Source organism: Mesorhizobium sp. Cs1299R1N3 (assembly GCF_037179625.1).
Lineage (GTDB): Bacteria > Pseudomonadota > Alphaproteobacteria > Rhizobiales > Rhizobiaceae > Mesorhizobium > Mesorhizobium salmacidum.
In genome coordinates, this window is the sequence record NZ_JAPYKQ010000030.1 from 14,692 (window position 1) to 37,803 (window position 23,112).

27 protein-coding genes are annotated in these 23,112 nt (G+C 60.7%); 20 read left to right on the forward strand and 7 right to left on the reverse strand.

The features are described 5' to 3' along the window. Positions 1-46 precede the first annotated feature (46 nt). Positions 47-208: a hypothetical protein gene (locus tag O7B34_RS30625; RefSeq protein ID WP_337143484.1), complete on the reverse strand. Its 162-nt coding sequence runs from the start codon at positions 206-208 to the stop codon at positions 47-49. A gap of 78 nt (positions 209-286) precedes the next feature. Between O7B34_RS30625 and O7B34_RS30630 the strand changes: the two genes are divergently transcribed. The 4 genes from O7B34_RS30630 (at position 287) to O7B34_RS30645 (ending at position 5,004) form a co-directional block, all read left to right on the forward strand. Further along, positions 287-466 (forward strand): hypothetical protein, encoded by a 180-nt coding sequence (locus tag O7B34_RS30630; protein WP_337143485.1) that lies wholly within the window; start codon positions 287-289, stop codon positions 464-466. Positions 467-658: 192 nt separating this feature from the next. Next, a complete protein-coding gene (locus O7B34_RS30635; RefSeq protein ID WP_337143486.1) occupies positions 659-964 on the forward strand; it encodes a hypothetical protein in 306 nt (101 codons plus the stop codon). A gap of 2,558 nt (positions 965-3,522) precedes the next feature. Further along, positions 3,523-4,344 (forward strand): non-homologous end joining protein Ku, encoded by an 822-nt coding sequence (gene ku / locus O7B34_RS30640; RefSeq protein WP_337143487.1) that lies wholly within the window; start codon positions 3,523-3,525, stop codon positions 4,342-4,344. 66 nt (positions 4,345-4,410) lie between these two features. Continuing rightward, entirely contained in the window at positions 4,411-5,004 is a 594-nt protein-coding gene (locus O7B34_RS30645; protein WP_337143488.1) for an SOS response-associated peptidase, read from the forward strand. A gap of 11 nt (positions 5,005-5,015) precedes the next feature. Here the strand turns inward: O7B34_RS30645 and O7B34_RS30650 are convergent, their stop codons facing one another. Together O7B34_RS30650 and O7B34_RS30655 are read right to left on the reverse strand one after the other, a co-directional pair. Next, entirely contained in the window at positions 5,016-5,279 is a 264-nt protein-coding gene (locus O7B34_RS30650) for a hypothetical protein (protein ID WP_337143489.1), read from the reverse strand. After that, positions 5,279-5,578: a hypothetical protein gene (locus O7B34_RS30655; RefSeq protein WP_337143490.1), complete on the reverse strand. Its 300-nt coding sequence runs from the start codon at positions 5,576-5,578 to the stop codon at positions 5,279-5,281. Before O7B34_RS30655 ends, O7B34_RS30650 begins: the two co-directional genes overlap by 1 nt. 123 nt (positions 5,579-5,701) lie before the next feature. Between O7B34_RS30655 and O7B34_RS30660 the strand changes: the two genes are divergently transcribed. From O7B34_RS30660 to O7B34_RS30705, 10 genes are all read left to right on the forward strand, one after another. After that, complete coding sequence (locus O7B34_RS30660; protein WP_337143491.1) at positions 5,702-5,911, forward strand: hypothetical protein; 210 nt, start codon at positions 5,702-5,704, stop codon at positions 5,909-5,911. Further along, positions 5,911-6,372 (forward strand): hypothetical protein, encoded by a 462-nt coding sequence (locus O7B34_RS30665; RefSeq protein WP_337143492.1) that lies wholly within the window; start codon positions 5,911-5,913, stop codon positions 6,370-6,372. Before O7B34_RS30660 ends, O7B34_RS30665 begins: the two co-directional genes overlap by 1 nt. A gap of 13 nt (positions 6,373-6,385) precedes the next feature. Further along, a complete protein-coding gene (locus O7B34_RS30670; protein WP_337143493.1) occupies positions 6,386-6,691 on the forward strand; it encodes a hypothetical protein in 306 nt (101 codons plus the stop codon). A gap of 433 nt (positions 6,692-7,124) precedes the next feature. Beyond that, positions 7,125-7,850, forward strand: coding sequence for a GntR family transcriptional regulator (locus O7B34_RS30675; protein WP_337143494.1), 726 nt, complete (start codon positions 7,125-7,127; stop codon positions 7,848-7,850). Between the two features lie 2 nt (positions 7,851-7,852). Beyond that, positions 7,853-8,887 (forward strand): ADP-ribosylglycohydrolase family protein, encoded by a 1,035-nt coding sequence (locus tag O7B34_RS30680; RefSeq protein WP_337143495.1) that lies wholly within the window; start codon positions 7,853-7,855, stop codon positions 8,885-8,887. Continuing rightward, positions 8,884-9,858 carry a PfkB family carbohydrate kinase gene (locus O7B34_RS30685; RefSeq protein WP_337143496.1) on the forward strand — a complete coding sequence of 325 codons (975 nt, stop codon included), beginning with the start codon at positions 8,884-8,886 and terminating at the stop codon, positions 9,856-9,858. Before O7B34_RS30680 ends, O7B34_RS30685 begins: the two co-directional genes overlap by 4 nt. 39 nt (positions 9,859-9,897) lie before the next feature. Beyond that, positions 9,898-10,977 (forward strand): ABC transporter substrate-binding protein, encoded by a 1,080-nt coding sequence (locus O7B34_RS30690; protein ID WP_337143497.1) that lies wholly within the window; start codon positions 9,898-9,900, stop codon positions 10,975-10,977. 26 nt (positions 10,978-11,003) lie between these two features. Continuing rightward, entirely contained in the window at positions 11,004-11,873 is an 870-nt protein-coding gene (locus tag O7B34_RS30695) for an ABC transporter permease (protein ID WP_337143498.1), read from the forward strand. Beyond that, the gene (locus O7B34_RS30700; protein ID WP_337143499.1) at positions 11,873-12,661 is read left to right on the forward strand and encodes an ABC transporter permease; all 789 of its coding nucleotides are present in this window, start codon (positions 11,873-11,875) and stop codon (positions 12,659-12,661) included. Before O7B34_RS30695 ends, O7B34_RS30700 begins: the two co-directional genes overlap by 1 nt. Then, on the forward strand, positions 12,661-13,758 hold the full coding sequence (locus O7B34_RS30705) for an ABC transporter ATP-binding protein (protein WP_337143500.1): 1,098 nt from the start codon (positions 12,661-12,663) through the stop codon (positions 13,756-13,758). Before O7B34_RS30700 ends, O7B34_RS30705 begins: the two co-directional genes overlap by 1 nt. Before the next feature lie 645 nt (positions 13,759-14,403). Here O7B34_RS30705 and lov read toward each other — a convergent pair. After that, positions 14,404-15,438: a blue-light-activated histidine kinase gene (gene lov / locus O7B34_RS30715; RefSeq protein WP_337143501.1), complete on the reverse strand. Its 1,035-nt coding sequence runs from the start codon at positions 15,436-15,438 to the stop codon at positions 14,404-14,406. A gap of 318 nt (positions 15,439-15,756) precedes the next feature. Between lov and O7B34_RS30720 the strand changes: the two genes are divergently transcribed. The 3 genes from O7B34_RS30720 (at position 15,757) to O7B34_RS30730 (ending at position 17,490) form a co-directional block, all read left to right on the forward strand. Beyond that, complete coding sequence (locus O7B34_RS30720; protein WP_337143502.1) at positions 15,757-15,939, forward strand: CsbD family protein; 183 nt, start codon at positions 15,757-15,759, stop codon at positions 15,937-15,939. Positions 15,940-16,298: 359 nt separating this feature from the next. Continuing rightward, complete coding sequence (locus tag O7B34_RS30725; RefSeq protein ID WP_337143503.1) at positions 16,299-16,775, forward strand: hypothetical protein; 477 nt, start codon at positions 16,299-16,301, stop codon at positions 16,773-16,775. Positions 16,776-16,983: 208 nt separating this feature from the next. Next, the gene (locus O7B34_RS30730; RefSeq protein WP_337143504.1) at positions 16,984-17,490 is read left to right on the forward strand and encodes an EF-hand domain-containing protein; all 507 of its coding nucleotides are present in this window, start codon (positions 16,984-16,986) and stop codon (positions 17,488-17,490) included. A gap of 182 nt (positions 17,491-17,672) precedes the next feature. Here the strand turns inward: O7B34_RS30730 and O7B34_RS30735 are convergent, their stop codons facing one another. Together O7B34_RS30735 and O7B34_RS30740 are read right to left on the reverse strand one after the other, a co-directional pair. Then, positions 17,673-18,755, reverse strand: coding sequence for a sensor histidine kinase (locus tag O7B34_RS30735; protein ID WP_337143505.1), 1,083 nt, complete (start codon positions 18,753-18,755; stop codon positions 17,673-17,675). Positions 18,756-18,811: 56 nt separating this feature from the next. After that, on the reverse strand, positions 18,812-19,048 hold the full coding sequence (locus tag O7B34_RS30740) for a hypothetical protein (RefSeq protein ID WP_337149476.1): 237 nt from the start codon (positions 19,046-19,048) through the stop codon (positions 18,812-18,814). Positions 19,049-19,426: 378 nt separating this feature from the next. Here O7B34_RS30740 and O7B34_RS30745 point away from each other — a divergent pair, with 378 nt between their 5' ends. The 3 genes from O7B34_RS30745 to O7B34_RS30755 are packed head-to-tail and all read left to right on the forward strand — an operon-like array spanning position 19,427 to position 21,263. Further along, complete coding sequence (locus O7B34_RS30745; RefSeq protein ID WP_337143507.1) at positions 19,427-20,038, forward strand: hypothetical protein; 612 nt, start codon at positions 19,427-19,429, stop codon at positions 20,036-20,038. Then, positions 20,035-20,427: a phage holin family protein gene (locus tag O7B34_RS30750; RefSeq protein ID WP_337143508.1), complete on the forward strand. Its 393-nt coding sequence runs from the start codon at positions 20,035-20,037 to the stop codon at positions 20,425-20,427. The genes O7B34_RS30745 and O7B34_RS30750 overlap by 4 nt, the downstream gene beginning before the upstream one ends. Next, complete coding sequence (locus O7B34_RS30755) at positions 20,424-21,263, forward strand: hypothetical protein (RefSeq protein ID WP_337149477.1); 840 nt, start codon at positions 20,424-20,426, stop codon at positions 21,261-21,263. The genes O7B34_RS30750 and O7B34_RS30755 overlap by 4 nt, the downstream gene beginning before the upstream one ends. 381 nt (positions 21,264-21,644) lie before the next feature. On the opposite strand, the gene mocR is transcribed toward O7B34_RS30755, so the two are convergent. After that, positions 21,645-23,087, reverse strand: coding sequence for a rhizopine catabolism transcriptional regulator MocR (gene mocR / locus O7B34_RS30760; protein WP_337143510.1), 1,443 nt, complete (start codon positions 23,085-23,087; stop codon positions 21,645-21,647). Positions 23,088-23,112: the final 25 nt, after the last annotated feature.

Genomic DNA, 23,112 nt, shown 5'->3' on the forward strand with positions numbered 1-23,112 from the left:
GGATCAGCCCGGCCGGCTTCATCTCGGCATGATGCAAGCATTTTGTTCACCAGGCCCGCAAAGTGTGCCACTCACGGAGGTCGCCAAGGGAAACATCCAAGCCGGCGTGAACGCTGCCATCGATGAACGTTTGCGGCGGAATCACGACCTGGCCTGGTGTGATGATCTTTTCCGTGACATGGCGGCTGTTGTAGTGGATCAGCAGCATGCCGGGGCGGCGCCGGCTACCTGCCAAGCGGCTTTGTCTGCCATTTAGGGTCGCGCCTTATGCCAGTGCGTGTGCAAGTTGCTGAACAAGCTCTCGCAGGACGGAGCGATTTACGCGCACGGCTGGGTCGGCGCCGAACTTATCAACAGCCTGGTCGGTGACGAGGAGAGGGCCATCGAGCTATCGCGGATCCTCCAGCGACAGATCGAAAAAGAACTGCGATCGGTGTATGGCGCGAAGCGATCGTCGACCAACTAAATGGCGGCGACCCGTTCGAGATCGCAACTAGTCGTAGTATGGCTGTGGCGGCAGGCGGAGTTGCCGTGGTGTTCGGAGCACTAATGTTTTGGCCCGCATAACTTGGCGGCTCTAAGCCGTGTCACCGGGGTGGCGAAAATGCAAGTATTAGCGCTTGCTTGACGAGGGCGTTGACCGCCCCAGAATCATCGTATGGCTCAGGGCATCAAGATCGGCGATGAGGTCGCGATAACCGCAACCGTCCGGCGGCGGGTAACTGAGGACCATGTGAGCGTTTCCATCCCTTCTTATGGACAGCCGCATTCGATCGTCGATCAAACAACGAAGGTGCAGAAGGGGCAGCACATCGAGCTGATTGGCAGCGTCACCCACATCGACGAAAATCACGTGACGGTGAACCTGGGCATTCCCGTCACCGTCGATGCCGATACCGTCAGACTGGTGACGCCCTATAAAACGCCGACGCGGAAGACGCCACTGATGGACAAGGCCACATAGAAAGCTCCATCAAGCGGGACGTCTCACCCGCCTCGAAATGGCCCGCAATAGGTCCGCTTCGTTCGTGGTCCCGGCATCGAAAACCTGGAACACTTCCCTGGCCAGGGATTCCCGCTGTTCCCTGTCTTTTTTGGCTAGACGGCGCTCGCTACACAGCCGATCAAACACCCGCTGGAGCTTGTCCAGATCAGCGGGCCAGTAGACACCACTGTTGCTCGACCAAGGCATTGCCGCCGCCCTCGGCGCGGCTTTGATAAGACACCATTGAGGCAGCAGGAACCCGCTCCAGAACTCTACACGGAGCGGGTTCCTACTCCCGTTCCTGACCACAGCACGGGCTCAGGCAAGCGCTGCTGCGGCCAATGGAATTGCTGAAAGGGTGTTGCCTGCCGCGCGGGGACGCAAGTAAGTCTTCCGGATGGCACCATCGCCGAATGGAGGACCTCCTCGGCACGAACAGACTTGCCGACGCCGGGACATGGCCGGATTGAACCGGAGTCGGTCAAAGGCAGAGGCAGAATCTGACAAGGCCGTTGGGTCACACGCTCGCCCTCTCACGAGAAACCGCTCCAGAGCGGGGTTCTGTTAAGGCGCCGCATGCAGCTTGCGTGATCCACAGGCATCAGCTTCCAACCGCGCATTGACTATGATGAACATTGCGCTGTCCTCCGTTGGACCTGACCATGAATGCACATCGGGAGGGGGACGGTTCCATTTGGGCATCCGCATCGCTAATGGAACATAAGCAGGCGAAAGCCACGACGTGAGCGCGCGGCGGGCCTGCGGGTCGCCGAGACCGGCGCGGTATCTCTCAGGCTCTGCGTCGGCCCCCTTCACATCCTTTCATATCGCCACCCGATGAAGGGGATCCAGCGATCGGCGAGACGCGCGCTTCGACTCTCCCCCGCCCTCGGGCCAGCGGTTGACGTTGGGCGCGCGGCGTCAAAAGCCCGCCAGCTTCCGCCGGCGGGCTTTTGTATGGCGGTCCGAACGATGTCTCGCATGGCGCGGACCCACGTTGTCCTGTAACTCGGCGGGGCGCTTTTTGGCCTTCAGGTTCGATGGGAATTCCCTCTGCGTGGCTGAAAAGCCCGCACCGCTCGGGGCGGTGCGGGCCGACCAGAGATTGGGTCTTTGGTCAGCGACAGCCCTGTGCAACGCTGTCGCCGTTGGGTCAATTTTCAGCGACGGACAAGGTTCCGTGCTGGAAGAAGCCCGCCACCTTTCGGCAGCGGGAGAGTCTGGAGTGGTTGCGGCGGGTTGACCGATTGAGGCGGTGGTCTATGCCCATCGCATTCGCGATTTGGGTGGTACGCACTTGGTCCATTTAATGGCGTGATCCCTCCTCAACGTAAGGTCAGGGTCGCCCGCAAATAGACCCGCCGCCCCATTCACGGCAGCGGCGGGCGTCCCTAGGGATGAACCAAGGGACTGCCCGGGGCGGGGTGACCCAGGCTCATAGCAGGATGCAATTTCGGTGCCGAGTGAACTGTGCCGCCATTAAACACCAATGAAAAAGCCCGCCGCATGGCCACCGACGGACTCGGTGACTGCACCTGAGGAATTGACCACCGCATGCTCAACATGCCGTGCAAGACAAGGTTCCGAGTACGAAGCCGGCCAGTCGGAGCGGGCTCAGATTACTCGACCTGAATCGGTGGCGCCCGAAGGCGAGGAAAGTGTCGCCGCGATCACGCTTGACAGCTTCTCACGCTTGGTGAGTTCCGGTTTCTGATCGCCAGCGATCAAATATTTCATTGATCGGCGGCGCTGGAAATTCCCACCCGCGCTTCCGGAAGCCCCACTTGGAAAGGGTGCTCGGCCCGATGGAGGCGAGGGGGCAGAGACTTGCGATTTCACGCAACCAAGTCAGTTTACCGGCATTAACATCTGGAACGCGCCGGAGGAGGCCTATGTTACACTATAGTGTGCCCCGGGAACTTGAGATCGGCGACGAGGTCGCGTTGACGGGCACGGTCACCACGATCCTGCCTAGCGGACGCGCCAAAGTAAGCATTCCGTCCTATGACTCACCCTATTCGGTTGACCCACCACCTAAAACCCGCGCTGGAGATAAAGTCGTTCTTGTTGGGGACATTATCCGCATTGATCGCAAAGCCGACAAGTTGACGGTGCGGATTGACTGCGGCGGCGTAGTCACTGTCGGACGCTCGGCGATTACCAGGCTGAGAAGGCACCGTAGGTCTTCATCGCACTGACGCAGAGCGCGCCTACGACCTCTGCCGGGCAACTCTCAGGTGGCTAGCAGCCGAGAGCACTTTAGCTTTGCCATGTGGGTTCACCAGAGCGGACGGCGAGTCGTCTTCGTATGAGCGGCGGCTTTCAATGCCACGCCGGATCTCGGCGGAACCAGTGAACGCGTGATCGGCAATGCCGTGAAGGGATATCGGCAACAGAGATGGGGAGGAAGTTGACAGCATTTTCGCAGTCATGGTCGATGCTGTCGCCAACCTCGCCCGGAGGAGTCTCGTGACACTTCGGCGGAACGGGCGACGACTTCGAGTGTTGTTACTGGCGGCAACAAAAGGAGCAACGTCATGGCGGCACCCCGAGCGGTTTGGAAGGGCTTCCTGAAGGTCGGGTCGGTTTCGTGCGGCGTGAAGATTGTCGGTGCGACCAGCGAGGCCTCCAAGATCCACTTCAAGATTTTGAACCGTGAAGATGGCCTGCCTGTCAAAAGCGCGTATGTGGATGAAGAGACCGGGGATGTCGTCGAGAGCCAGGACCAGGTTAAGGGTTATGAGGTGGACAAGGACCATTTCATCAATATCGAGCCTGACGAGATCAAGAAACTCAAGCTGACATCGGCCCACACGCTCGAGGTGGATTCATTTGTCGCGATCGAAGACATCGACACCCGATATCTGGAAAAGCCCTATTATCTGATCCCGGCGGACGGCGCCTCCCTCGAAGCCTTTTGCGTTCTTCGCGACGCGATGGCGAACAAGCGCGTGGCTGCGCGCTCTTGCGTGGTGCTCTACCAGCGCGGGCGCGAGGTGCTGATCCAACCTTTCCAGAAGGGGATGCTGCTGACCGAATTGCGCACTCACAACGAGATGACGTCGGAAAAGACCGTGTTTGATAGCTTGAAAAGCCACAAATACGATGAAGACCTTCTTGAGATAGCCGAACTGTTGATCGACAAGAAAGTCACCAAGTTCGATCCGTCGAAATTCGAAGACACATATGAAGACGCGTTAATCGCCATGATCGACGCCAAGCGCAAAGGCAAAGCGCCGCCCAAGCCGGTGCCCGCACCAAAAGAGAATGTCGTCGATCTGGCCTCGGTTCTTCGCAAGAGCCTGGCCAAGGAAGGCATCAAGGGCGGCGCAAAAGCCAAGAGCCGAAAGTCGGCGTAGAAATGCTGGCGCTGTCAAGCGTCCAGGTCTTCGTTCTGTTCCTGCAAGAATGCCGAAGGGGCTCCCATGTGCAATGACTACGAGCAGCACGTCCTCTGGGCCGAATATTGCCGGATGATGGCCTCGCTGACGTTGAAGATCCCGAACCATCAGACCGAACTCGATCTGCCGCACGCAGACGACATTCGCATCAACGACCCAGCTCCAATTATGCGTGCCGGCGGCGACGTCATAGAACTTGCATCGATGACGTTCGGGTTCCCGCCATCAGGACCGAAAGGCGGACCAGTGTTCAATTTCCGCTCGGAAGGCAGGCAATTCGCAAACAGCAATCGCTGCTTGGTTCCTGCGTCGGCATTCTTCGAATTCACTGGCATCAAGTATCCAAAGGCCAAACATCGGTTTACGCTCAACGGCGCTCCGTTTATGGCGATTGCCGGCTTATGGCGTGAGGGCACCGGCAACAAGCCGCCGACCTTCACGATGCTCACGACCGATCCCGGGGCGGACGTTGCGCCATATCACAACCGCCAGGTGGTTGTGCTCAAGCCTGAAAATTGGCCGGCTTGGCTCGATCTTACAAAGCCCGAGGCCGAACTCTTGCGGCCGCTTTCGGCCGGGGCGCTCTCGGTGGAGACTGTGCGGCCTGAAAGCGCGTGACACGGCGGCGCCTATTCCATGTCTGGGACATCGCCGCTGACGAATAGCGTTGTGGGCGGACCGTAATCGCCTAGTGCAGGGTCGGCATCTCGGCTCCAGGCGATCACGCCAATATGCTTCGAGGCGAGCCCCTTGGCCATCCTGAGCGCGCGCTCCTCGCTTTGCTGATCAGTCGGGCCATAGGCCGTGAACAGTTCGCCATCGTCACCGCGGTCAAAGGCCACGACAACGATGAGTTTCGGCTTTTTCTGGGAAGGCAGGCCGTGGTCGGACATCAATCCACCAACTCAAGGAATTGATAGTTCTCCGGCACCGCATCACTTGGCCAGTCAGCGCAGCACGCCAGGATTGCCGCCTTGTTGGCGTCCATCCAGATCGCCGCCGCTACATCCTCGTCCTCCGTGGGTGCTTCATCGTCGTCAAAGCTGGAATCGTCCCAGTTTTCGAGCGCGAACATCCCATCCGTTGCCTCTTCCGCGGATATTCCCGCTGCGGCAAGAACAGCTTTGGCCGCTTCGATGCCGCGGTGCTTCTCTTCCGGCGAAGCGCCTTTGATTTCCAGCTGACGCCTCATAACTCGCCTCCCGCGGCCAATCTGGTCAACAGTGAACGAAATAAGAACAAAAAGTCAAGAGCGGCCTTGACGAGGAAGGAATATATTCCTTATTCCTGAAAAGACATATGAGCAGGAAGGGCTATGGGAAAGCGCCAGAACGCGCCGGGCGGCGAAGCTATGTCGGATTTGGAAACCGCGGTGCAGCAGGCCATCGCTGCGGCGGGCGGCGATTGCGTAGTCGCACTGCTGCACGTTCTATCCAGGAACACTGAACTCGAACGTGAGCTCGCGCTGTCGCGCGCGGCAGTTTCCAACGGCTTCTCTCGCGGCTGGCACAGGGGACGGACCTGATGGCGAATACGGCCGAGGACAATTTCCGCATCGAAGTCTGGGACAGGGAGGAAAAGACCCATCTCGAAACGATTTCAACGTCCCCGGATGCGACAGTCAGCCAAGCCGCCTGGCAGGCTGCAATTCGCCGTCGACCCGGCATGCTGCTGATCCATTACAACAGCCGGCATGTCATGGAAAAAATCTTGACGCCTGGGGAGGTGAAGATCCCGCCACAGGCAATTGTCGACGGAAGTATTCATGCCGATCTGGATGTCTCCCTCGGGGACTTACGCGAATGGCACAGGCTGCGGGCGTGGTGCAAGACTTGCTCTCATCACGCCGAGGTGAAGGCGGCTGCGCTGATCGGGCGATACGGGAAGGACGCACTATTCAGTACCGTTGAGCGGGCGCTTCTCTGCACGAACTGCGATCGAGGTGGCCCGGTGAGATTGGAAATCCACAAACTTCCCCGGAACTGAGAGGATGTTCAAAATGCACGATCTGATCACTTTCTTCCAGACCAATGCGACTCTGGTGATCGCCAACCCTATAGCCTTCATGACTTTCGCAGTTCTTTTTGGAGGCGGAGGGTTCATCGTTGGCCGCTATTTTTTGACAGAGCGCATTGCAAACTTGGAAAGCCGGATCGCAAGGCGTGATGACGAAATCGAAGCCCTGAAAATTGGACGTAAGCGCAACACTGAAGAGCCGTCACTGATCCCAATAAAAGGCACTTCGGCAATTGAGAACGATGCAACGCCGCTGTTGGGAAAATGGCCGGATCGGCGCCGGCCATGAACACTGTCTGCGCCACCACGTCAACGACGCGGCTAACCATCTGGTTGTTTAGGCTCGGTCGCCCTTAAAATTCTGAAGGGTCTGCGGGGAATTTCTGCGCGAGATATCGAACGACGCGCACATTGTTTATCAGGAAGCTCCGCGAGCCTTTGCCGATGCAGTAAGCAAACCCCCCGCTACTGACCGCCACCAGGTCCGAATGGACGACCTCCTGAAGGCTCACATCTAACGTACAAAATTGGACGGTTGGCGCGGTGGCATTTCCTCCGCGTCTGACAACTGGAAGGGGTCGTGGCGAGGGCTTGGGCGCGAAGCACGCGTAGCCTAATGCCAACCGAGTTCGGTGGGTGATAAGCAGGCAGTGCCCCGTTGACGGTTGTTTTCAGATAAGCTATTGAACAGGATCATACAGGTTCAGTGAACAGGTATCGATATCGCCCGCCGCGCGATGCAACTCACTCCCGGCACGGGCAAGCCCGAGCAGATCGCGACGGTTCTGGAGCATGAGATACGCTCCGGCCTGCTTGGGTTCGGCGACCGCCTGCAGAGCGAGAACGAGCTCGTCCAGCGCTTCTCCGTCAGTCGCAACACAGTCCGCAAGGGGCTCGAAGAATTGTCGAGCCGGGGGCTCATCACAACCAAGGTCGGCATCGGATCCTTTGTCACCTTCGACGGCATGCCGGTCGATGACGCGATCGGCTGGTCGCGCGCACTTGCCAATGCGGGCGCCAATGCCGAGACCCGCACATTGCGGCTCGAGATCATCGAGGACGCGGAACTGGCGGCCAGGCTCGGGGTCGGGAGTCGGTCCTTCATCGCCGTCGATCGCGCCCGCACCAATGCCGATGACGGCCACGCCATCTCGATCGAGCGCAGCCGTCTGCCGCTGTCGCCCGAATTGGAGGACATACCGCTGCGCGGCTTGCGCGAAGGCTCGCTGCACCAGACACTGCGCGTGGCAGGGCTTGTTCCCGATCATGGCGAGGAATGGGTCGACGTCGAGATGCTGAGCGCTGCCGACGCCGCGATCCTCGATTGCGCGCCCGGCACGCCCTTCCTGCGCACACGCCGCCTGACGCGCGCCGCTGACGGACGCGCCATCGAATTCGTCACCAGCCTGCTCAATCCCGCGCATTTCGCGCTCCATCTGGAGTTCTGAGCATGGCGGACGCTGCCTTGATGGATCGGGCAATGGGCGCGCTGATCGCCGGGGCGCTTGGCGATGCGCTGGGCATGCCGACACAACTTCTGTCGACGTCTCGCATCGCCGAGCTCTACGGCCATGTCGAGGATTTCGTCGTGCCTGCCGCCGATCATCCGGTGTCGAAGGGGCTGGCGGCCGGCACGGTTACCGACGATACCGAACAGGCGCTGCTGCTTGGCCGCATCCTTGTCGAATCCGGCGAGCGTTTCGACCATGCGCGCTGGGTCAACGCGCTGCTCGACTGGGAGCGCGACGTCAAGGCGCGCGGCAGCTACGACCTGCTTGGACCTTCGACCAAACGGGCCATCGACGCCATCAACAGCGGCGTGCCGGCCGAAGAGGCGGGGCGCGGCGGCGACACCAACGGCGCGGCGATGCGCATCGCACCGGTCGGCATCATGATGCCGCCGGAGCCGCTCGACGCCGTCGTCGCGAAGGTCGCACAAACCTGCCGGGCCACGCACAATACCTCGATAGCCATTGCATCGGCTTCCGCGGTCGCTGCCGCTGTCAGTCTCGGCGTCTCGGGTGGCGACTGGCGCGCCGCTTGCGGCCATGCGGTCGCAGCGGCAAGACTTGGCGCCGCGCTCGGCCATTGGGTCACAGGCGGCGACATCGCCGCGCGCATTCTCTGGGCGCAGGCGCTTGTTCGCGGCAAGGCCGAAAGAGAAGCAATCAAGCTGATCGTCGATTTGGTCGGCACCGGTGTCGCCAGTCAGGAATCGGTGCCGGCGGCATTCGCGGTGCTGGAGGTCGCGCAAGGCGACGCATGGCGGGCTGCCGTCATCGCAGCCAATCTCGGCGGCGACACCGACACGATTGGCGCCATCGCCGCCGGCATGGCCGGCGCCTGCGCCGGCCTGTCGAAGCTGCCGCAGGATCGCATCTCCGAACTGCATGGTATCGACGTCGCGGACGTCTGCGCACTGGTTGCCGATCTGGTCGCCGCACGCGACTCCAAGACCGGCCCAGGCAAGGAGGACGCCATATGAGCGGGCGGCTCGTCCATGTCGGCAGCGCCGTGGTCGACTATGTCTACCGTATCGATGCCTTGCCGGCGCCCGGCACGGAAAAGACCGCGACGAGCTATGCGCGCGTCGCCGGCGGCGGCTTCAACATGATGGTCGCGGCAAGTCGCACCGGCATGAAAGTGGTGTTCGGTGGGCAATTGGGGACAGGACCTGACGGCGACTTTCTGCGCGCCGCTTTCCCGGCCGAAGGCATCGAGACGCTGACGCCGCCGTCTCCCTCGATGGACAGCGGCAATTGCGTCGCCATGATCAGCGGCGACGCCGAACGCACCTTCGTTTCATGGCCAGGCGCCGAGAGCCGGCTCGCGCTGGAAATGATGAAGCCGATCCAAGTCGTCCCGGGCGATTGGGTTTTCACTTCGGGCTACACGCTGAGCTATCCAGGCAGCCGCGATGTGCTCGCCGACTGGATCGAGGCGCTGCCGGCCGGCATTCCTCTGGTCTTCGACCCGACACCTGTGATCGCCGACATTCCACGGCCAATCCTGAACAGGGTGCTGGCGCGTACGACCTGGCTGAGCTGCAACACCAACGAGGCCGCCGAAATCGCCGGCGCCGGCGATGCCCGGTCCGTCGCGATCAGATTGCTTGCCGAGCATTGCCCCACGGCCGAAGGCGTCGTCATCCGCGCCGGCACGCATGGCTGCACCGTGCGCACAGCCGATGGCGGCACTCGTACGGTGCCCGGCTTCAAGGTGCAAGCCGTCGACACGAATGGGGCCGGAGACACGCATATCGGCGCCTTCGTCAGCGCATTGTCGCGGAGCACGCCACCCTGCGAGGCGGCCCGCTACGCCAATGCCGCGGCCGCCCTTTCCGTCACTCGTCATGGCGGGTCCTCGGCGCCCACCCATGCAGAAATCCAGGAATTCCTGAACCGGAACGGCCCAGCAACCACCGCGCATGGCCGAGAGGAAGCGACTGCAACTTAACAAGCCCATCAACCGGGCAAACAATGGAGGAAAGAAAACATGCGCATACCCAGCCTGACAGCTTTTCTGAAGGCGACCGCCGTCTTCGTCTCTGCATTCACGGTTTATGCATTCCCTTTGGCAGCACAAGCAGCCGAGGAAGTGCATGTGCTCAACTGGAAAGGCTATGGCGCCGACGAGCCGTGGGCGGTCGCCAATTTCGAGAAGGCGACCGGCTTCAAGGTGGTCAACGACTTCTTCAACTCCGAACAGGAGATGCTGACCAAGATCCGCACCAATCCGGGCCTTTACGACGTCGTCATGATCAATGCCGCCTTCAACGACCAGGCGATGGCCGGGAAGCTGATCCAGCCGATCGATGTCTCAAAACTCTCCAACTATGCCGACATCGCCAAGGACAAGGCCGGTTCGCCGATGCTCGACCATGACGGCAAGGTTTATGGTGTGCCGTGGGTGTGGGGCCTGACAGCGCTGGCCATCAATGATAAGTCGTTCGACAAGCCGCCGACGAGCATCGCCGAGATGTGGAACCCGGCGCATAAGGGGCGCGTCATCATCCGTGACGACGCCGTCGAGGCGGTGCAGTTCGGTGCGCTGGCTTCGGGACAGAACATCAATGACATCAAGGATATGGAAGCGGTCAAAGCGAAGCTCACCTCGCTCATGCCGCAGATCAAGACCTTCTGGAGCTCGGAGAACGACTGGAACCAGATGGTCGCCTCCAACCAGATCGACATCGGCACCTATTGGAGCGGCTCGGCCGATCGCGCCAAGACGCATTTCAAGCTGCCGGTCTCGCTGGTCATCCCGCAGGAAGGCTCGGTCGCCTGGCTCGACGCCTTCTCGATCCCGGTCGGCTCCAAGAATGTCGCCGGCGCTGAGGCCTTCATCAACTACATGATCGATCCGAAGTTCTATGTCGAATGGGTCACCAAGGTCGGCGCTCCTGTTTCCGCCAACACCAAGGCGGTCGAGGCACTGCCCGGGGATGCCTTCAACCGCAAGGTGATGGGTGATCCGGAGGTCGCCAAGCGCATCCAGTTCCAGGCGCCGATCACCGACGAGCAGCGCGAGAAGTACCTGGCGCTGTGGCAGGAGCTGAAGGTCAACGTGAAATAACGCGCGTCTTTCGGAGGAGAGGCAAAATGGCCGACCAGCTTGCGATCGGTTCGCGCCGTGGATTGAGGCCCGCTCTGCCGCTTCTCCTGCCCGCCTATCTGTGGCTGACGGTGGCGATCTTCTTGCCGCTGTCGGCCATGGTGTTCTTCTCCTTCATGACCGATCTGCCGCTGGCCGGGAAGGAGTGGTCGTTCACGCTCGGCAACTACGCGGCCTTCTTTTCGCAAAGCCTCTATTCGAAACTGCTGCTCGCGTCGCTGCGTCTCGGGCTCGAGGTCACGCTGTGGTGCGTCGTCATCGGCTACCCGGCAGCCTATGTGCTGGCCAAGGTGCTGAAGGGCCGCAGCCGCGAGGCGATTTTCCTGCTCGTCATCCTGCCCTTCTGGTCGAATGGCCTGGTGCGCATCTTCTCGTGGGCCATGGTGCTGCGCGAAGGCGGCATTCTCGACACGGCGCTCAACGCGGTCCTGCCGTTCAAGATCAACATCGATCTGATGTATTCCTATCCCGCCGTCATCATCGGCCTTGTGCACTCCTACGTGCCCTACATGGTTCTGACCTGTTACCTGACGCTGCAGGCCATTGACGACTCGCTGATCGAAGCCGGCCGGTCGCTCGGCGCCTCGCGGCGGCAGGTGCTGTGGCGGGTGATCATGCCGCTGTCGATGCCCGGCCTGATCGCCGGTTCAGCGCTAATCTTCGTGCCGGTGGTAGGCTCCTTCATGGAGCCACGCATCCTCGGCGGCCGCACCGGGACCTTCTACGGCACAGTCATCGAGGACCAGTTCGTCGCCGTCTTCAATTGGCCACTGGGTGCTGCGCTGTCCTTCATCCTGCTGGCGGTCGTGCTGATTATCCTGGCGCTCGCCGCTCCAGTTTTGCGGAGGGCAGGCTGATGGCGACGACGCGCATCCTCGAATGGCTCGGGCGCTTCTATATCGTGCTGCTGCTCGCCTTCCTCTATCTGCCGATCATCATCATGGCGCTGATGTCGTTCAACACATCGCCCTTCTACCAATTGCCGTTCGAGTGGACGACGGACTGGTATGCCTCGCTCTGGCAGAACGACCAGCTGATCGCGGCGACCTGGAACAGCATCGAGATTGCCGTCATCACCACGATCATCTCGACGGTGTTGGGCGTGATGGCTTCGCTCGCGCTCTACCGCTACGAGTTCCGCGGCAAGAAATTCCTGCAGGCGCTGCTCTTCCCGCCGATTGCCATTCCGTGGCTGATCACCGGCACGGCGATGCTGATCTTCTTCTTCGGCGTCGGCATCGGGCGCGGCCTGTTCGCCATCCTGCTCGGCCATGTGGCGCTGGCGTTGCCTTATGTCATCGTCGTCGTCTCGGCCCGGCTACAGACTTTCGCCCCGGAGCTGGAAGAGGCGGCGCGCTCACTCGGGGCCAATCAGTGGCAGGTGACCATGCGCGTCACGCTGCCATGGATCATGCCTGGGGTGATCGCCGGCGGGCTGTTTGCGTTTGCCGTGTCGTTCGACCAGTTCGTGGTCTCGTATTTCCTGTCGACGCCCGGCCAGACGACGCTGCCGGTCGAAATCTATGCCGCGATCCGCAAAGGCTTCACGCCCGAGATCAATGCGGTCTCGACGATCATCATTGTCGTATCCATGGCGCTCATGCTGCTGACGGCACGCTTCTTCAAATTCGGCGGAGAGAAATAATGGCCGGCGTCCAGGTAGCGAACGTCTCCCGCAGTTTCGGCGCGCACAAGGCGCTGGACGATGTCTCGATCGATTTTGCCGATGGCGGCTTCTACGCGCTGCTCGGCCCCTCGGGCAGCGGCAAGACGACGCTGCTGCGCCAAATCGCCGGCTTCGACTTTCCGGATACCGGCCGCATCGCCATCGGCGGTGAAAGCGTTGAGCGCGTGCCGGTCGAGAAGCGCCGCATCGGCATGGTGTTCCAGAACTATGCGCTGTTCCCCAATATGAGCGTCGCCGACAACGTCGCCTTTGGCCTTTCGGTGCGCGGCGAGGCGAAGGCGTCGATCGCCACGCAAGTGCAGCGCGCGCTCGACCTCGTCCAACTCGGCAAGCTCGGCGGCCGCCGGCCGCATCAACTCTCCGGCGGCCAGAGGCAGCGCGTTGCGCTGGCACGCTCCATCGTCACCAAGCCGCGCGTGCTTCTGCTCGACGAGCCGCTCGGCGCGCTCGACAAGGCGCTGCGCGTCGACATGCAGATCGAATTGAAACGCATCCAGCGCGAGATCGGCATCACCACCATCTTCGTCACGCACGACCAGGAAGAGGCGCTGACGATGAGTGACCGCATCGGCATATTGCGCGACGGCCGGCTGGTACAGGAGGGGCCGCCGGAAGAAATCTACGACCGGCCGCAAAGCGAATTCGCCGCGACCTTCCTCGGCGACGCCAACATCTTCCGCGGCGATGCGACCGGCAACGGCGTAAAGCTACCGGACGGCACGACGATCGCTGCCTCTGTCGGCGCGTCCGTGCCCACGGGTGGAAAGGCGAGCTGCGCCGTGCGGCCGGAGCGCATCCAGTTCTCGACTGGCACGGGGAAGTCTGATCACGCCAATGCCAACACGCTCAAGGGCCAGATTTCGAAGCGCATCTTCGCCGGCAACAACAGCACCTATTTCGTCGAGCGCGGTGACCAGACGCTAAAGGTGATCGTGCAGAATACAGGTGCCGAAAGGCTGGCCGAGGGCCAGGAAGTTGTGCTGAACTGGTCGCCGGAGAGCACGGTACTGATCGCGCCTGAACTCGCCGATCGCGTGGCACCAGGACAGGCCTAATCTCCCGGATGCTCTCGCGGAAATCTCCTGCAGCAGCGGCTGATGGAGTTGGTGTAGCTATCCCCTGACAGAGCAGGGCTCCGCTGGATCCGCCAATCGAGGCGCCGGCTCCGGCATTGACGCCACTCGTGCCGTCCACAGAGGCGCCAAGGCCGGCGTTGGCCCCACCACTGCCGACCGAGACGCCGGCTCCTGCATTGACGCCATTCGAGCCACCCGCCGAAGCGCCGAGGCCGGCGCTAACACAGCCAAACCGGGACCACCGCGGCGGCGATCAAAGCAAGCAGGTGCGATCGAACTCATCGACGAGGCAAGTCCATATCCCGTGCTGCCTCAGGAACGCTCAACGATAATCAACGGGCCAGGAACAGCAAGCGTTAGTTCAAGCGAGTATAGCGCAGTTGGACCTTCACTCACCTGGTCCGGCGAAGCGGGCGCTGTCACCTCCCTTGCCCGCTTGCGCGGGCCCATCAAGGTCGAGCCCGGAACCGCTCCGCCTTTGCTCTTCATTTCCGCAAGCTTTGGCCTACGGCAGCAGCTTTGTCGCTGCCGAAGCAGCCATCCTGCAAACCAGATAGAAGAGCGATGGCGTTCAGGTGCGAGCACAATGCTAGGCAGAGACCGCCGTGGACCCATGCAGTCTCTTTACCGCGAGACTGTGACGTTGGGCACTTCAGCTACGATCCTTAGCCCTTGATCGGACCACTCGCGGTTTAGTGATCCCTTAAGCTGTCGGCGAATTGTAGCTTCGGTCATCAACGTTCCAAAACCTTCTGGCGGAGACGTAGGTGGGGGTGGTCCCCCGGTTTCCTCCCACACGAGGACGAAACCACTATTCTGCGGTCTGGCTTGCCATTTGATTTGTAGCTGACCCCTCTCTTTCGAGAGCGAGCCGTGGGAAGCCGCGTTGACTGCTAGTTCGTGAATGAACAGCGCCAACGGCTGAACAGAATGTGCTGCAAGCATGACATCAGGACCATCCAGCAGAGCGCGTGTCGCTCCGTACGGCTCAATTTGAGATGAGATTGTTTCCCGCAATGGAATCTCGTGCCAGGCCCGCTGCGACAACAAGCCATGCGCCCTAGCCAGGGCCTGTATGCGTCTTTGGACGGAGGCGGCATATAGCGCGGCGTCGTCAGATCTCGTCAAGCGCACGATGCTGTCGACAAGGGCAAGTACATTGTTGGCTCGATGGTCCACCTCCAAAAGCAACCGATGCTCTGACGCTTCCAGGCTCTCGATCCTGCGAAAATCTGTGCGGTCTATTTGAGATGCGAAATGGTAAACCAGACGGCCATCGTCATCATGGATTGGACTGATGTGCAGCAGATTCCAGAACGCCGATCCATCTTTTCGGTAGTTCAGCAACTCGACGTTGATCTCACGCTCCTCCTGCAATCCTGCTCGGATCTCGGCGATCGCCGCAGGGGATGTCGCTGGGCCTTGAAGAAACCGGCAGTTGCGTCCAAGTACCTCACTCGTCCCATAGCGCGTGAGGTTCAGAAAAGCTTGGTTCGCCAGCACGATAGGGAAATCTTTCTGGGTGGCATCAGTCACCACCATCGGCATTCGCGTCCGTTGGAAAGCTATTGCAGCCAATTCCTTTACGTCAGGCATAGCGCGATCGGTAACGGCGACCGGGTTATCACCGTGGAGAGCGGATGTGCCTTCGTTGTCCATCGATGTTTCCCTGATCTGACACGAGCCCAGGAACAACGTCGATGAAACTAAAACGTTTCCCCTCGAAATGCTCAGTACACGTCCGTCCATTCAAAGCTTCGGTGGCTGTTCGAGGGCAAAAGGTGCAATCAACTGCGGGAGAACGGTGTTCATCACCCGCGCCATTTGTCCGTAACTGGGAAGGTGTGCAATGATGTTAGCGCGTGGGGATGTGGACGTGGTGTGGCACGGGCCCAGCGCGGGGCTACTCCGATCCTGCTCCTCTGGAACATTTCAGATATCGCACACGTTGGTTCTGATCAAACGAGGAGAAGAACCATGCACAAGGACCAAGTCAAGGGCTCAGCAAAGAAGCTGCGCGGCGAGGTAAAGGACAAAATCGGTAAGGCAACGGGTGATGACAAGCTTCGCGCTGACGGAGCCGCCGACAAGGCCGAAGGCAGCCTGCAAAAAGGGGTTGGCAAGGCAAAGGACGCAATTCGGGACGCTTTGAAGGATTGAACGCCGAGCTGACGCGGTGCTTCACGCTGCTGCCGAGCGGGCGAGACTAATTCCGAGAGTGCTGTCGCCGCCTTAAAAAAGGGACACCTTGGGTTTGGCTCCGGCCCGAACGAGCCGAGCGGACCTCAGAAGGTGGAAACGGGCATTGGCGCGCAGACGCTGGAAGCACTTTCCAGGGCTGACAGGCTTTTTGCGCGGCCTAATTGCCAGGATCACCAGGGATTTTCCCTATGCCACTAACTAAATGGCCCCAAGCGGCAACCCAGTCGATCACCAAACGAATGCCTCGGGCGAGCCGACGCTGCTCGACGACGTGCACACAGACCTGGCGCGGGCCGCCGAGGCGCTAGGATCACGCCATGAGACATGTTCTCCATATTCTGCTGAGTGTAGTTATCACGATGATGCCCACATCGCTGCTCGGTGCTCAGGGATGGCAGGCCTTCGGAATCAAGCACTTTGGCTTCGTGTTCGATGTTCCACCTGGGTTTGTGCTGACTCAGCGTTCCGATCAAGGGGCAGCCTTCGAGGGCGAAAATAAAGCATTTCTTGCCGTGTGGGGCGCGCAACTCGGCAAGGCGAGTTTTCGCACCGAGATTGAGCATCGCATGGCAGTAAACGAAACCGAAGGCTGGAGGCTGACCTATAGGCGAGTGAGGCCGCAATGGGCCAGCTATTCGGGCGTGAAGGACGGGCAGATCCTGTATGTTCGCGCCATCAAAGTCTGCGGCGATCGTGCGGCCCTGTTTACCGTCAACTATAGCCGCGCCGAAAAGCTCCCCTATGATTCGATTGTCGTTCGCATGGTGAGATCGCTAAGGGCCGATGGTTGTTAACCGCGTAGCATACGACCGGGTAGATCGCGCTGCTTGCACGCCCTCGTTGGGCACCTCGTCGACTATGATCGGCTCCGTTCTCAGATGTGCCGGCCCTACAGCAGGAGAAGTCGGCGCTTTTGCGCCTGATTCCCAGGAACCATGAACTGAGCTGCTGGTTGGGCGGTACGCCGGGTAGTCGGCGTGGCAATCGTCAAAGGAGATCCCAATGGCACGACCCTTCACAACTACAGTATTAGCCGCGGCGTTCGCTATGCTCGCCTCGTCGGCTTTTGCTCAATCGACAGATCCCAAGCCCGCAGTACCAGCCCAGAATCAGACCGCCGGAGAGGCCGGACAGAACCAGGACGCTATGCGTCGGATGATGCGCCAGATGATGGGTGAGATGCTGCAGGAGAGGACAGAAATGGACCGAGGCCCTGGGCCAGAGCGGCTGCATAGCGTCCCAACGCTTCAGGACGACGAAATGAGCGATCGTGAAACGCGGCGCATGAGACATGGCCGCAGAGCGGCAGCCGATATGATGCAGGGCGCAAAAATACGCATCATGTTTGCTGTCATTGACACCAATGGTGATGGTGCGCTGTCGCAGACGGAGGTTCAGGATTTCATTGGGCGGATTTTCAACGCTGTCGACGAGGACGGCGATGAAAGCGTCGACATGCAGGAACTCCAATCCTTCTCCCATGGCGGAGGAGACCAAGACCAACGTTAGGCCCGTCAGGTTCTATCGTCGCGGACCGACCCCACGAACCCCGGAGGGGTGGTTGCTCGTTAGAGGAAGAGAGAAGAGCCAAAACCTGTTGCGTGCCTTCCGTCGACTTTCTGCGATTAACTTAAGGCAGGTCGACCAGTTTCAACGTGGGAGAAGAAGAACGGGTTCGGTTGTAATCCAGCCTAGCCTTCGGCGGCAGAGCGCTTGAACACGATTGTGACCCGCGTGCCTTCGTCAGCGCTGGAAGTCACATGGAACTCCGCTTTGGCGTTCTCGCTCAGCGACTGTGCAATGAGCGCGCCGAGCTTGCCTTGCTTGGGCCAGCTCTCGCCTTCCGGCAACCCGATCCCATCATCGGCAACGACGATGCGGCAACCATCGCCGTTTACGACGCTGTGCAGGGTGATCGTCCCACTGTCGCGCCCGCGAAATGCATGCTTGAGCGCATTGGTCAGCAGTTCGTTGACCACCAAGCCGGTGGGCATAGCAACGTTGACCGAGACCGGATAGGTGTCCACTTTCATGTCGAGGCGAATGCCCTCGACGGCATGCGAGGCCATTACGGCCGACGCGATCTGACTGAGATAAACGCCGAGATCGACCTCCTCCTTGTGCTCCTCGCCCGAAAGGGTCTGATAAAGGATGGCCAGGGCGTCGACGCGGCCGGCCAGTCTTTCGAAGCGGTTGCGGTGCGGCTCGGTCGCATTGCGTGTTTCGAGGCGGATCAGGGCGGTGATCATCTGCAGATTGTTCTTCACCCGGTGCTGCAATTCCCGCAACAGCGTGTCCTTCTCGCGAACGCGCTCCTCGATCGAGCGCGCATCTTCGGTCTCGCCATGGGCCGAGACGTCGACCAGAGCCACCAGCCGGAAGCAGGCTCTGCCATTGTCATCCTCGATGACGTTGGAATAGACGTCGACGATTGCAGGCTTGTCCTCGCCCCGCTCCAGTCGGAAGGTCCCGACGAAATCGGTTTCGTCGACCACCGCACTTGATAGCGCGCGATCCTTCTGCTGGTGCAGGCCGATGCCGGAAAGTGCCGCCCAATGCTTCTGGGCGAGCTTGGCCGCCTTCAGACCGGACAGTTTCTCGAACTCCGGATTGGCATAGACGACACGTTCTTGCCCGCTGACATCCGAAACGGCGATTGCAATTGGCACCTGGTCGAGGAACTTCTTGAATTGTTCGCTTTCAAGCGCGCTGGCAAGGTCCGGCGTTTCGAGCAACTGCTCGACCGTCTCCGCCTTATCCGAATTCGATGTCATCTGGTGCATCCAGGAATTTTCCGGCTGCCATCAATATCAGCGAAGCCTTGCGCGGGCTATCGCCAAAGCGGCACTGCTATCGGCTTCATGAGTGGGCCGGCACCAGCCTGATCTCGCGCAATGGCAGCGCCATGGTGAAAATGCAGGCCCTCCCGAAGATAATTCAGCTGGATGCTGGCATCGCATTGCACTGCCACCACCCTCGCCAGCAGCGTCGTGCCGAAACCGCGCCGTGTTGGCGGCTCGACGTTGGGGCCGTCCAGTTCCTTCCAGTCGAGATTGACGATCTGCATGTCGCCCGCCTTGCTGGATGCGCTTTGCAGTGCGCTTTGTATCACATCTGCGCTTTGACGGCCCATCAGCCCAGCTAGCTGCCCAGCGACGGCGTCGCGCGCAGCCAAGCCCGCGACGGCACCAGCGATTTCTCTCACGCGCACTTTGATGGTGGCTTAATGGATTGGCTCGGAAGGCATTCTTCTCAGAAGGAACTTTCGGCAACTCTGCCTGCGTTGCTCTTGGACCTCAAAAAGCTCTTTGCCGACGGAACATCGCAGGTTCCATGAAGTTGGGCAGCACGGAGGAACGTGCCATGAACAGTGTCATCTATCTTATCGGCCTCGTCGTTGTCGTGCTCGCGGTCCTCTCCTTCCTCGGTTTTCACTAGGTGACCCATGCAACGTAATGATGGCCAGGGCCGTAAACCCACTGATTTCGACAAGGCGACAACTGACGTTTCCGACAGGCTTGATCGGGAACAAGAGCGCGCGAGCGAGTTGCTTCACAATGCTCGCGACGAATTGAGCCGCAAGGCTGGCGACTACGCGACAGAAGCCACGCAGGTTGTTTCAGACAAGGCGCAGGAGACGCAGCGCGACATCGCATCGAGCCTGGCGGCGTTGGGCGGCGCCCTACGCGCGGCCAGTGATCACCTGGCCAACAATGATGAAAGGACTGCATCGAAATTTGCCTTGGACGCCGCCGGCGGCCTGGAGCGGCTTTCCTCCTCGTTGAAACAAAAACCGTTCGGCCAGGTGCTTGAGGATGTGCAGTCCTTCGGCAGGCAAAACCCCGGGGCCCTGCTCGCTGGCTCCGTATTGGCCGGATTGGCGCTTGGACGCTTCATGAAAGCTTCCCCTCCGACGAGCCCCCAAGCAGCTCGGAGTGCCTCCCGAGAAGCCAACACCCAGACCGCTCGATCTGCTGATCGGTCGACGGACGGGTCCCGAGGACATGACCGCACAGATGACGATCTGGCCACGCAGCATGCGGAGCAAGACAGATGAACACGCAGGACAATCCCAGCCTCGCGACCCTGGTGACCGACTTGGCCCAAAACGTCACCACGCTGGTGCAAACCGAAGCCAGGCTTCTGCGGGCCGAGCTGTCAGAAAAGCTTACCAAGACGGGCGCTGGCGCCGCCGAGGTGCTGGGCGGAGCAATCTGCCTGCTCGCGGCCCTGATCGTGCTGCTGCAAGCACTGGTCATCGCATTGACGCGGGCAGGGCTGGGCGCCGGGTGGTCCTCCCTGTTGGTCGGCGTGGTGGTGGCAATTCTTGGCGTTATCCTGCTGCGCACCGGGACGGCAAGCATGGCGCCTTCCGAACTGACTCCCGAGCGGACCCAGGAACAGCTCAGGCGCGACGCGAATGTGATCAAGGAACAAGTGAGATGACCGAGAAATCCGCAGCCGAACTTGAACGCGAGGCGGAGGCCGCGCGCGCCAGGGTGGTGGAAACCGCCGAATCCATTCGAGGCAAGATGACACCGGGGCAATTGCTGGACGAATTCACCGGCATCTTCTCCGGGGGAGAAAGTTCGGCCATGCTCGACAACCTGAGAACACAGGTCAGGGACAATCCTTTGCCCGTGACCATGGTGGGCGCAGGTCTGGCTTGGCTGATGCTGGGCAGCGGTCCGTCGAACGGCAGCCGCGGCCCGGCCGCGTATGCGGCGACTACTCCCCCCAGCAGGCGTGACGAGGCGGAGGGGGCCGGCTTGGGCAGCACGCTCTCCGAAACCGCTGAATCGCTCTCGTCGGCCGCAAGCAGCGTTGGCGCCACAATATCAGGAGCAGCAAGGGGGGCCGCCGAAGGACTGACGAGCAACGCTGCCAGTGCAGGATCGACGGCCGGCGACATGGCTGCGAAAGCCAGCCGCTCGGCACAGGTGCTATTGAATGATCAGCCCTTGGCCGTTGCGGCGGTCGGTCTCGCCATCGGCGCCGCGATAGGCGCCATGCTGCCCCATACCGCGATGGAGGATGAGCAACTGGGCGGATATCGCGAGAAGCTTCGCGAGAGCTCGGAGAGCATGCTCGAGCAAGGCGTCGATCAGGCCAAGCACGTTGCCGCAGACGCCTATGAGACGATCAAGCAGGAAGCTGGACGGCAGGACACGCAACCAGGCACGGTGGCCGACCAGATTGGTGAAATCGTCAAGTCCGCGGCTGACACGACGGAGCAGTCCGTACGGGAAAGGATCTCTCTCCCTCCAGAGCAAAAGTCCTAGGTGTGTAGTTCCCAACTGCGATGATATAAAACAGGGTCGGAGCCATCGGGGTCTTTTGGTCGGCCACATTAGGATAGCTTTTCAACATTGGCCGATAGGTGAACTAACCTTTGCCGGTAGGGTCGAGCCGGCCGCACAACAGGCTCCAGAGGAGCATTCGGCGCATAGCCGACCACGCTGTGCAGCGGGATCGGCGACGGCGGACTGCAGCGAAGCGGCAAGTCTCAACAAACCTTGTAAATCCTCTGGGCCTGCCATTCAGTCCGCCCAATTTCCGGATGTTTCACCCTTCAGACAACCCGGAAGTAGTTAGCGCCGAGTAGTTGGCAACACTCGACCAATCTGGCGGCGCCAACCACCAGTTCATGGCGGCAGACGGACTCACGACAAAGTCCGCACGTGCTCGATGGCCTGGCGTAGACGTCGGATACCCGCTTCGCTCTCGGCCTTGTTGCAGGCGGCATAGCCAAGCACCAGGCCATTGCCCGACGATGACCAGTAATATTTCGACAGCGGCGATGCGTTGACACCGAGTTTGTCAGCGCAATGCACGACCGCCCGATCGTCGCAACGTTCGTGAAGCGAGGCAACGACCTGGATACCGGCTTCCGCCGCCGAAAGGGTCATGTGATCGGCCAGTTCGGTCTCGCACAATTCGTAGAAAAGCTTACGTCGCTCGGCGTAGATGCGACGCATGCGCTTGAGGTGGCGGCTCATGTGGCCCTCATCGATGAAATCGGCCAGCGCCGCCTGAAGCACCAGGGGTGCGAACTGCCCGGTGGTGCTCAGTGCATGCGGAATGCCCTTGCACAAGGCGGTGGGCAAGACCATGAACCCCAGCCTGAGCGCTGGAAACAGCAGCTTGGCAAAGGTGCCGACATAGATGACCCGGTCAGCGTAATCCATGCTCTGTATGGCGGGGACCGGCCTTCCCTGAAATCTGTACTCGCCGTCGAAATCATCTTCGATGATCCAGGAATTGTTGCGCTCGGCGATTTCGAACAGTCGCAGCCGCTGGTCCATGCGCATCGTGATCCCCAAGGGATGCTGGCAGGCGGGCGTCACATAGATCAGGCGCGGTGAAACCTCGGGCGGGCTCATCTGCCAGCCGTCGTGGTCAACGACAAGCGGCACAATATTGGCACCAGCGACGGTGAAAGTCGCCTTGGCCGCGTAATAGCCCGGTTCCTCCAGCCAGACCGTGTCGCCCGGATCGAGCAGCAGACGCGCCAGCAGATCGAACGCCGCCTGTGCTCCCGTCGTCACGACGATCTGTTCGGGAGAACACCGCACCCCCCTGGCCGAGATCAGATAGCCGGCAATCGCCTCCTTGAGCGCCGGCAGGCCGGTCACATGATAGGTACCGAACAACATGTCGGCGCCAAACGTTGCCCGGCGTGCGAGCAGCCTGCCCCAGACGCCAAACGGGAAGTTTTGCGGGTCCGGCATGCCCGGATGAAAGGCAAAGCGTCCCGGCGATCCGTGATGGAAGGGTTGCTGCATCAGGCTCTCGCCGCGCTTGGAAAGCGGTCGATGGACTGCCGTGGCAATGGGTTTGCTGCCCTGATCGGTCGAGTTCACGGGCAGGTCGATGACCACCGCGCGCGCGCCCTGCCGGGTTACCAGATAGCCTTCCGTCGCCAACTGGTCATACGCACCTACGATAGTGTTACGGGCGAGGCCCAGATCCTCAGCCAGCGCGCGCGTCGATGGCAATTCCGATCCCGGCGCCAGGCGACGCCCACGGATCATGTCGGCAATCTGCCGATAGAGCTGGCGATGGATCGGTTCATCGATTGTCCGATCGATAATCAGCGCGTCCATCGGAAAAGCTTGGCGCCTTCGCCTT

Bases quoted from the DNA above. Each gene is read 5' to 3' on its own strand.
- O7B34_RS30625 (WP_337143484.1), bottom strand. From the start codon at position 208: ATGCTGCTGATCCACTACAACAGCCGCCATGTCACGGAAAAGATCATC.
- O7B34_RS30635 (WP_337143486.1), top strand. From the start codon at position 659: ATGGCTCAGGGCATCAAGATCGGCGATGAGGTCGCGATAACCGCAACC.
- ku (WP_337143487.1), top strand. From the start codon at position 3,523: ATGGCGGCACCCCGAGCGGTTTGGAAGGGCTTCCTGAAGGTCGGGTCG.
- O7B34_RS30645 (WP_337143488.1), top strand. From the start codon at position 4,411: ATGTGCAATGACTACGAGCAGCACGTCCTCTGGGCCGAATATTGCCGG.
- O7B34_RS30650 (WP_337143489.1), bottom strand. From the start codon at position 5,279: ATGTCCGACCACGGCCTGCCTTCCCAGAAAAAGCCGAAACTCATCGTT.
- O7B34_RS30655 (WP_337143490.1), bottom strand. From the start codon at position 5,578: ATGAGGCGTCAGCTGGAAATCAAAGGCGCTTCGCCGGAAGAGAAGCAC.
- O7B34_RS30660 (WP_337143491.1), top strand. From the start codon at position 5,702: ATGGGAAAGCGCCAGAACGCGCCGGGCGGCGAAGCTATGTCGGATTTG.
- O7B34_RS30665 (WP_337143492.1), top strand. From the start codon at position 5,911: ATGGCGAATACGGCCGAGGACAATTTCCGCATCGAAGTCTGGGACAGG.
- O7B34_RS30670 (WP_337143493.1), top strand. From the start codon at position 6,386: ATGCACGATCTGATCACTTTCTTCCAGACCAATGCGACTCTGGTGATC.
- O7B34_RS30680 (WP_337143495.1), top strand. From the start codon at position 7,853: ATGGCGGACGCTGCCTTGATGGATCGGGCAATGGGCGCGCTGATCGCC.
- O7B34_RS30685 (WP_337143496.1), top strand. From the start codon at position 8,884: ATGAGCGGGCGGCTCGTCCATGTCGGCAGCGCCGTGGTCGACTATGTC.
- O7B34_RS30690 (WP_337143497.1), top strand. From the start codon at position 9,898: ATGCGCATACCCAGCCTGACAGCTTTTCTGAAGGCGACCGCCGTCTTC.
- O7B34_RS30695 (WP_337143498.1), top strand. From the start codon at position 11,004: ATGGCCGACCAGCTTGCGATCGGTTCGCGCCGTGGATTGAGGCCCGCT.
- O7B34_RS30700 (WP_337143499.1), top strand. From the start codon at position 11,873: ATGGCGACGACGCGCATCCTCGAATGGCTCGGGCGCTTCTATATCGTG.
- O7B34_RS30705 (WP_337143500.1), top strand. From the start codon at position 12,661: ATGGCCGGCGTCCAGGTAGCGAACGTCTCCCGCAGTTTCGGCGCGCAC.
- lov (WP_337143501.1), bottom strand. From the start codon at position 15,438: ATGGACAACGAAGGCACATCCGCTCTCCACGGTGATAACCCGGTCGCC.
- O7B34_RS30720 (WP_337143502.1), top strand. From the start codon at position 15,757: ATGCACAAGGACCAAGTCAAGGGCTCAGCAAAGAAGCTGCGCGGCGAG.
- O7B34_RS30725 (WP_337143503.1), top strand. From the start codon at position 16,299: ATGAGACATGTTCTCCATATTCTGCTGAGTGTAGTTATCACGATGATG.
- O7B34_RS30730 (WP_337143504.1), top strand. From the start codon at position 16,984: ATGGCACGACCCTTCACAACTACAGTATTAGCCGCGGCGTTCGCTATG.
- O7B34_RS30735 (WP_337143505.1), bottom strand. From the start codon at position 18,755: ATGACATCGAATTCGGATAAGGCGGAGACGGTCGAGCAGTTGCTCGAA.
- O7B34_RS30740 (WP_337149476.1), bottom strand. From the start codon at position 19,048: ATGCAGATCGTCAATCTCGACTGGAAGGAACTGGACGGCCCCAACGTC.
- O7B34_RS30745 (WP_337143507.1), top strand. From the start codon at position 19,427: ATGCAACGTAATGATGGCCAGGGCCGTAAACCCACTGATTTCGACAAG.
- O7B34_RS30750 (WP_337143508.1), top strand. From the start codon at position 20,035: ATGAACACGCAGGACAATCCCAGCCTCGCGACCCTGGTGACCGACTTG.
- O7B34_RS30755 (WP_337149477.1), top strand. From the start codon at position 20,424: ATGACCGAGAAATCCGCAGCCGAACTTGAACGCGAGGCGGAGGCCGCG.
- mocR (WP_337143510.1), bottom strand. From the start codon at position 23,087: ATGGACGCGCTGATTATCGATCGGACAATCGATGAACCGATCCATCGC.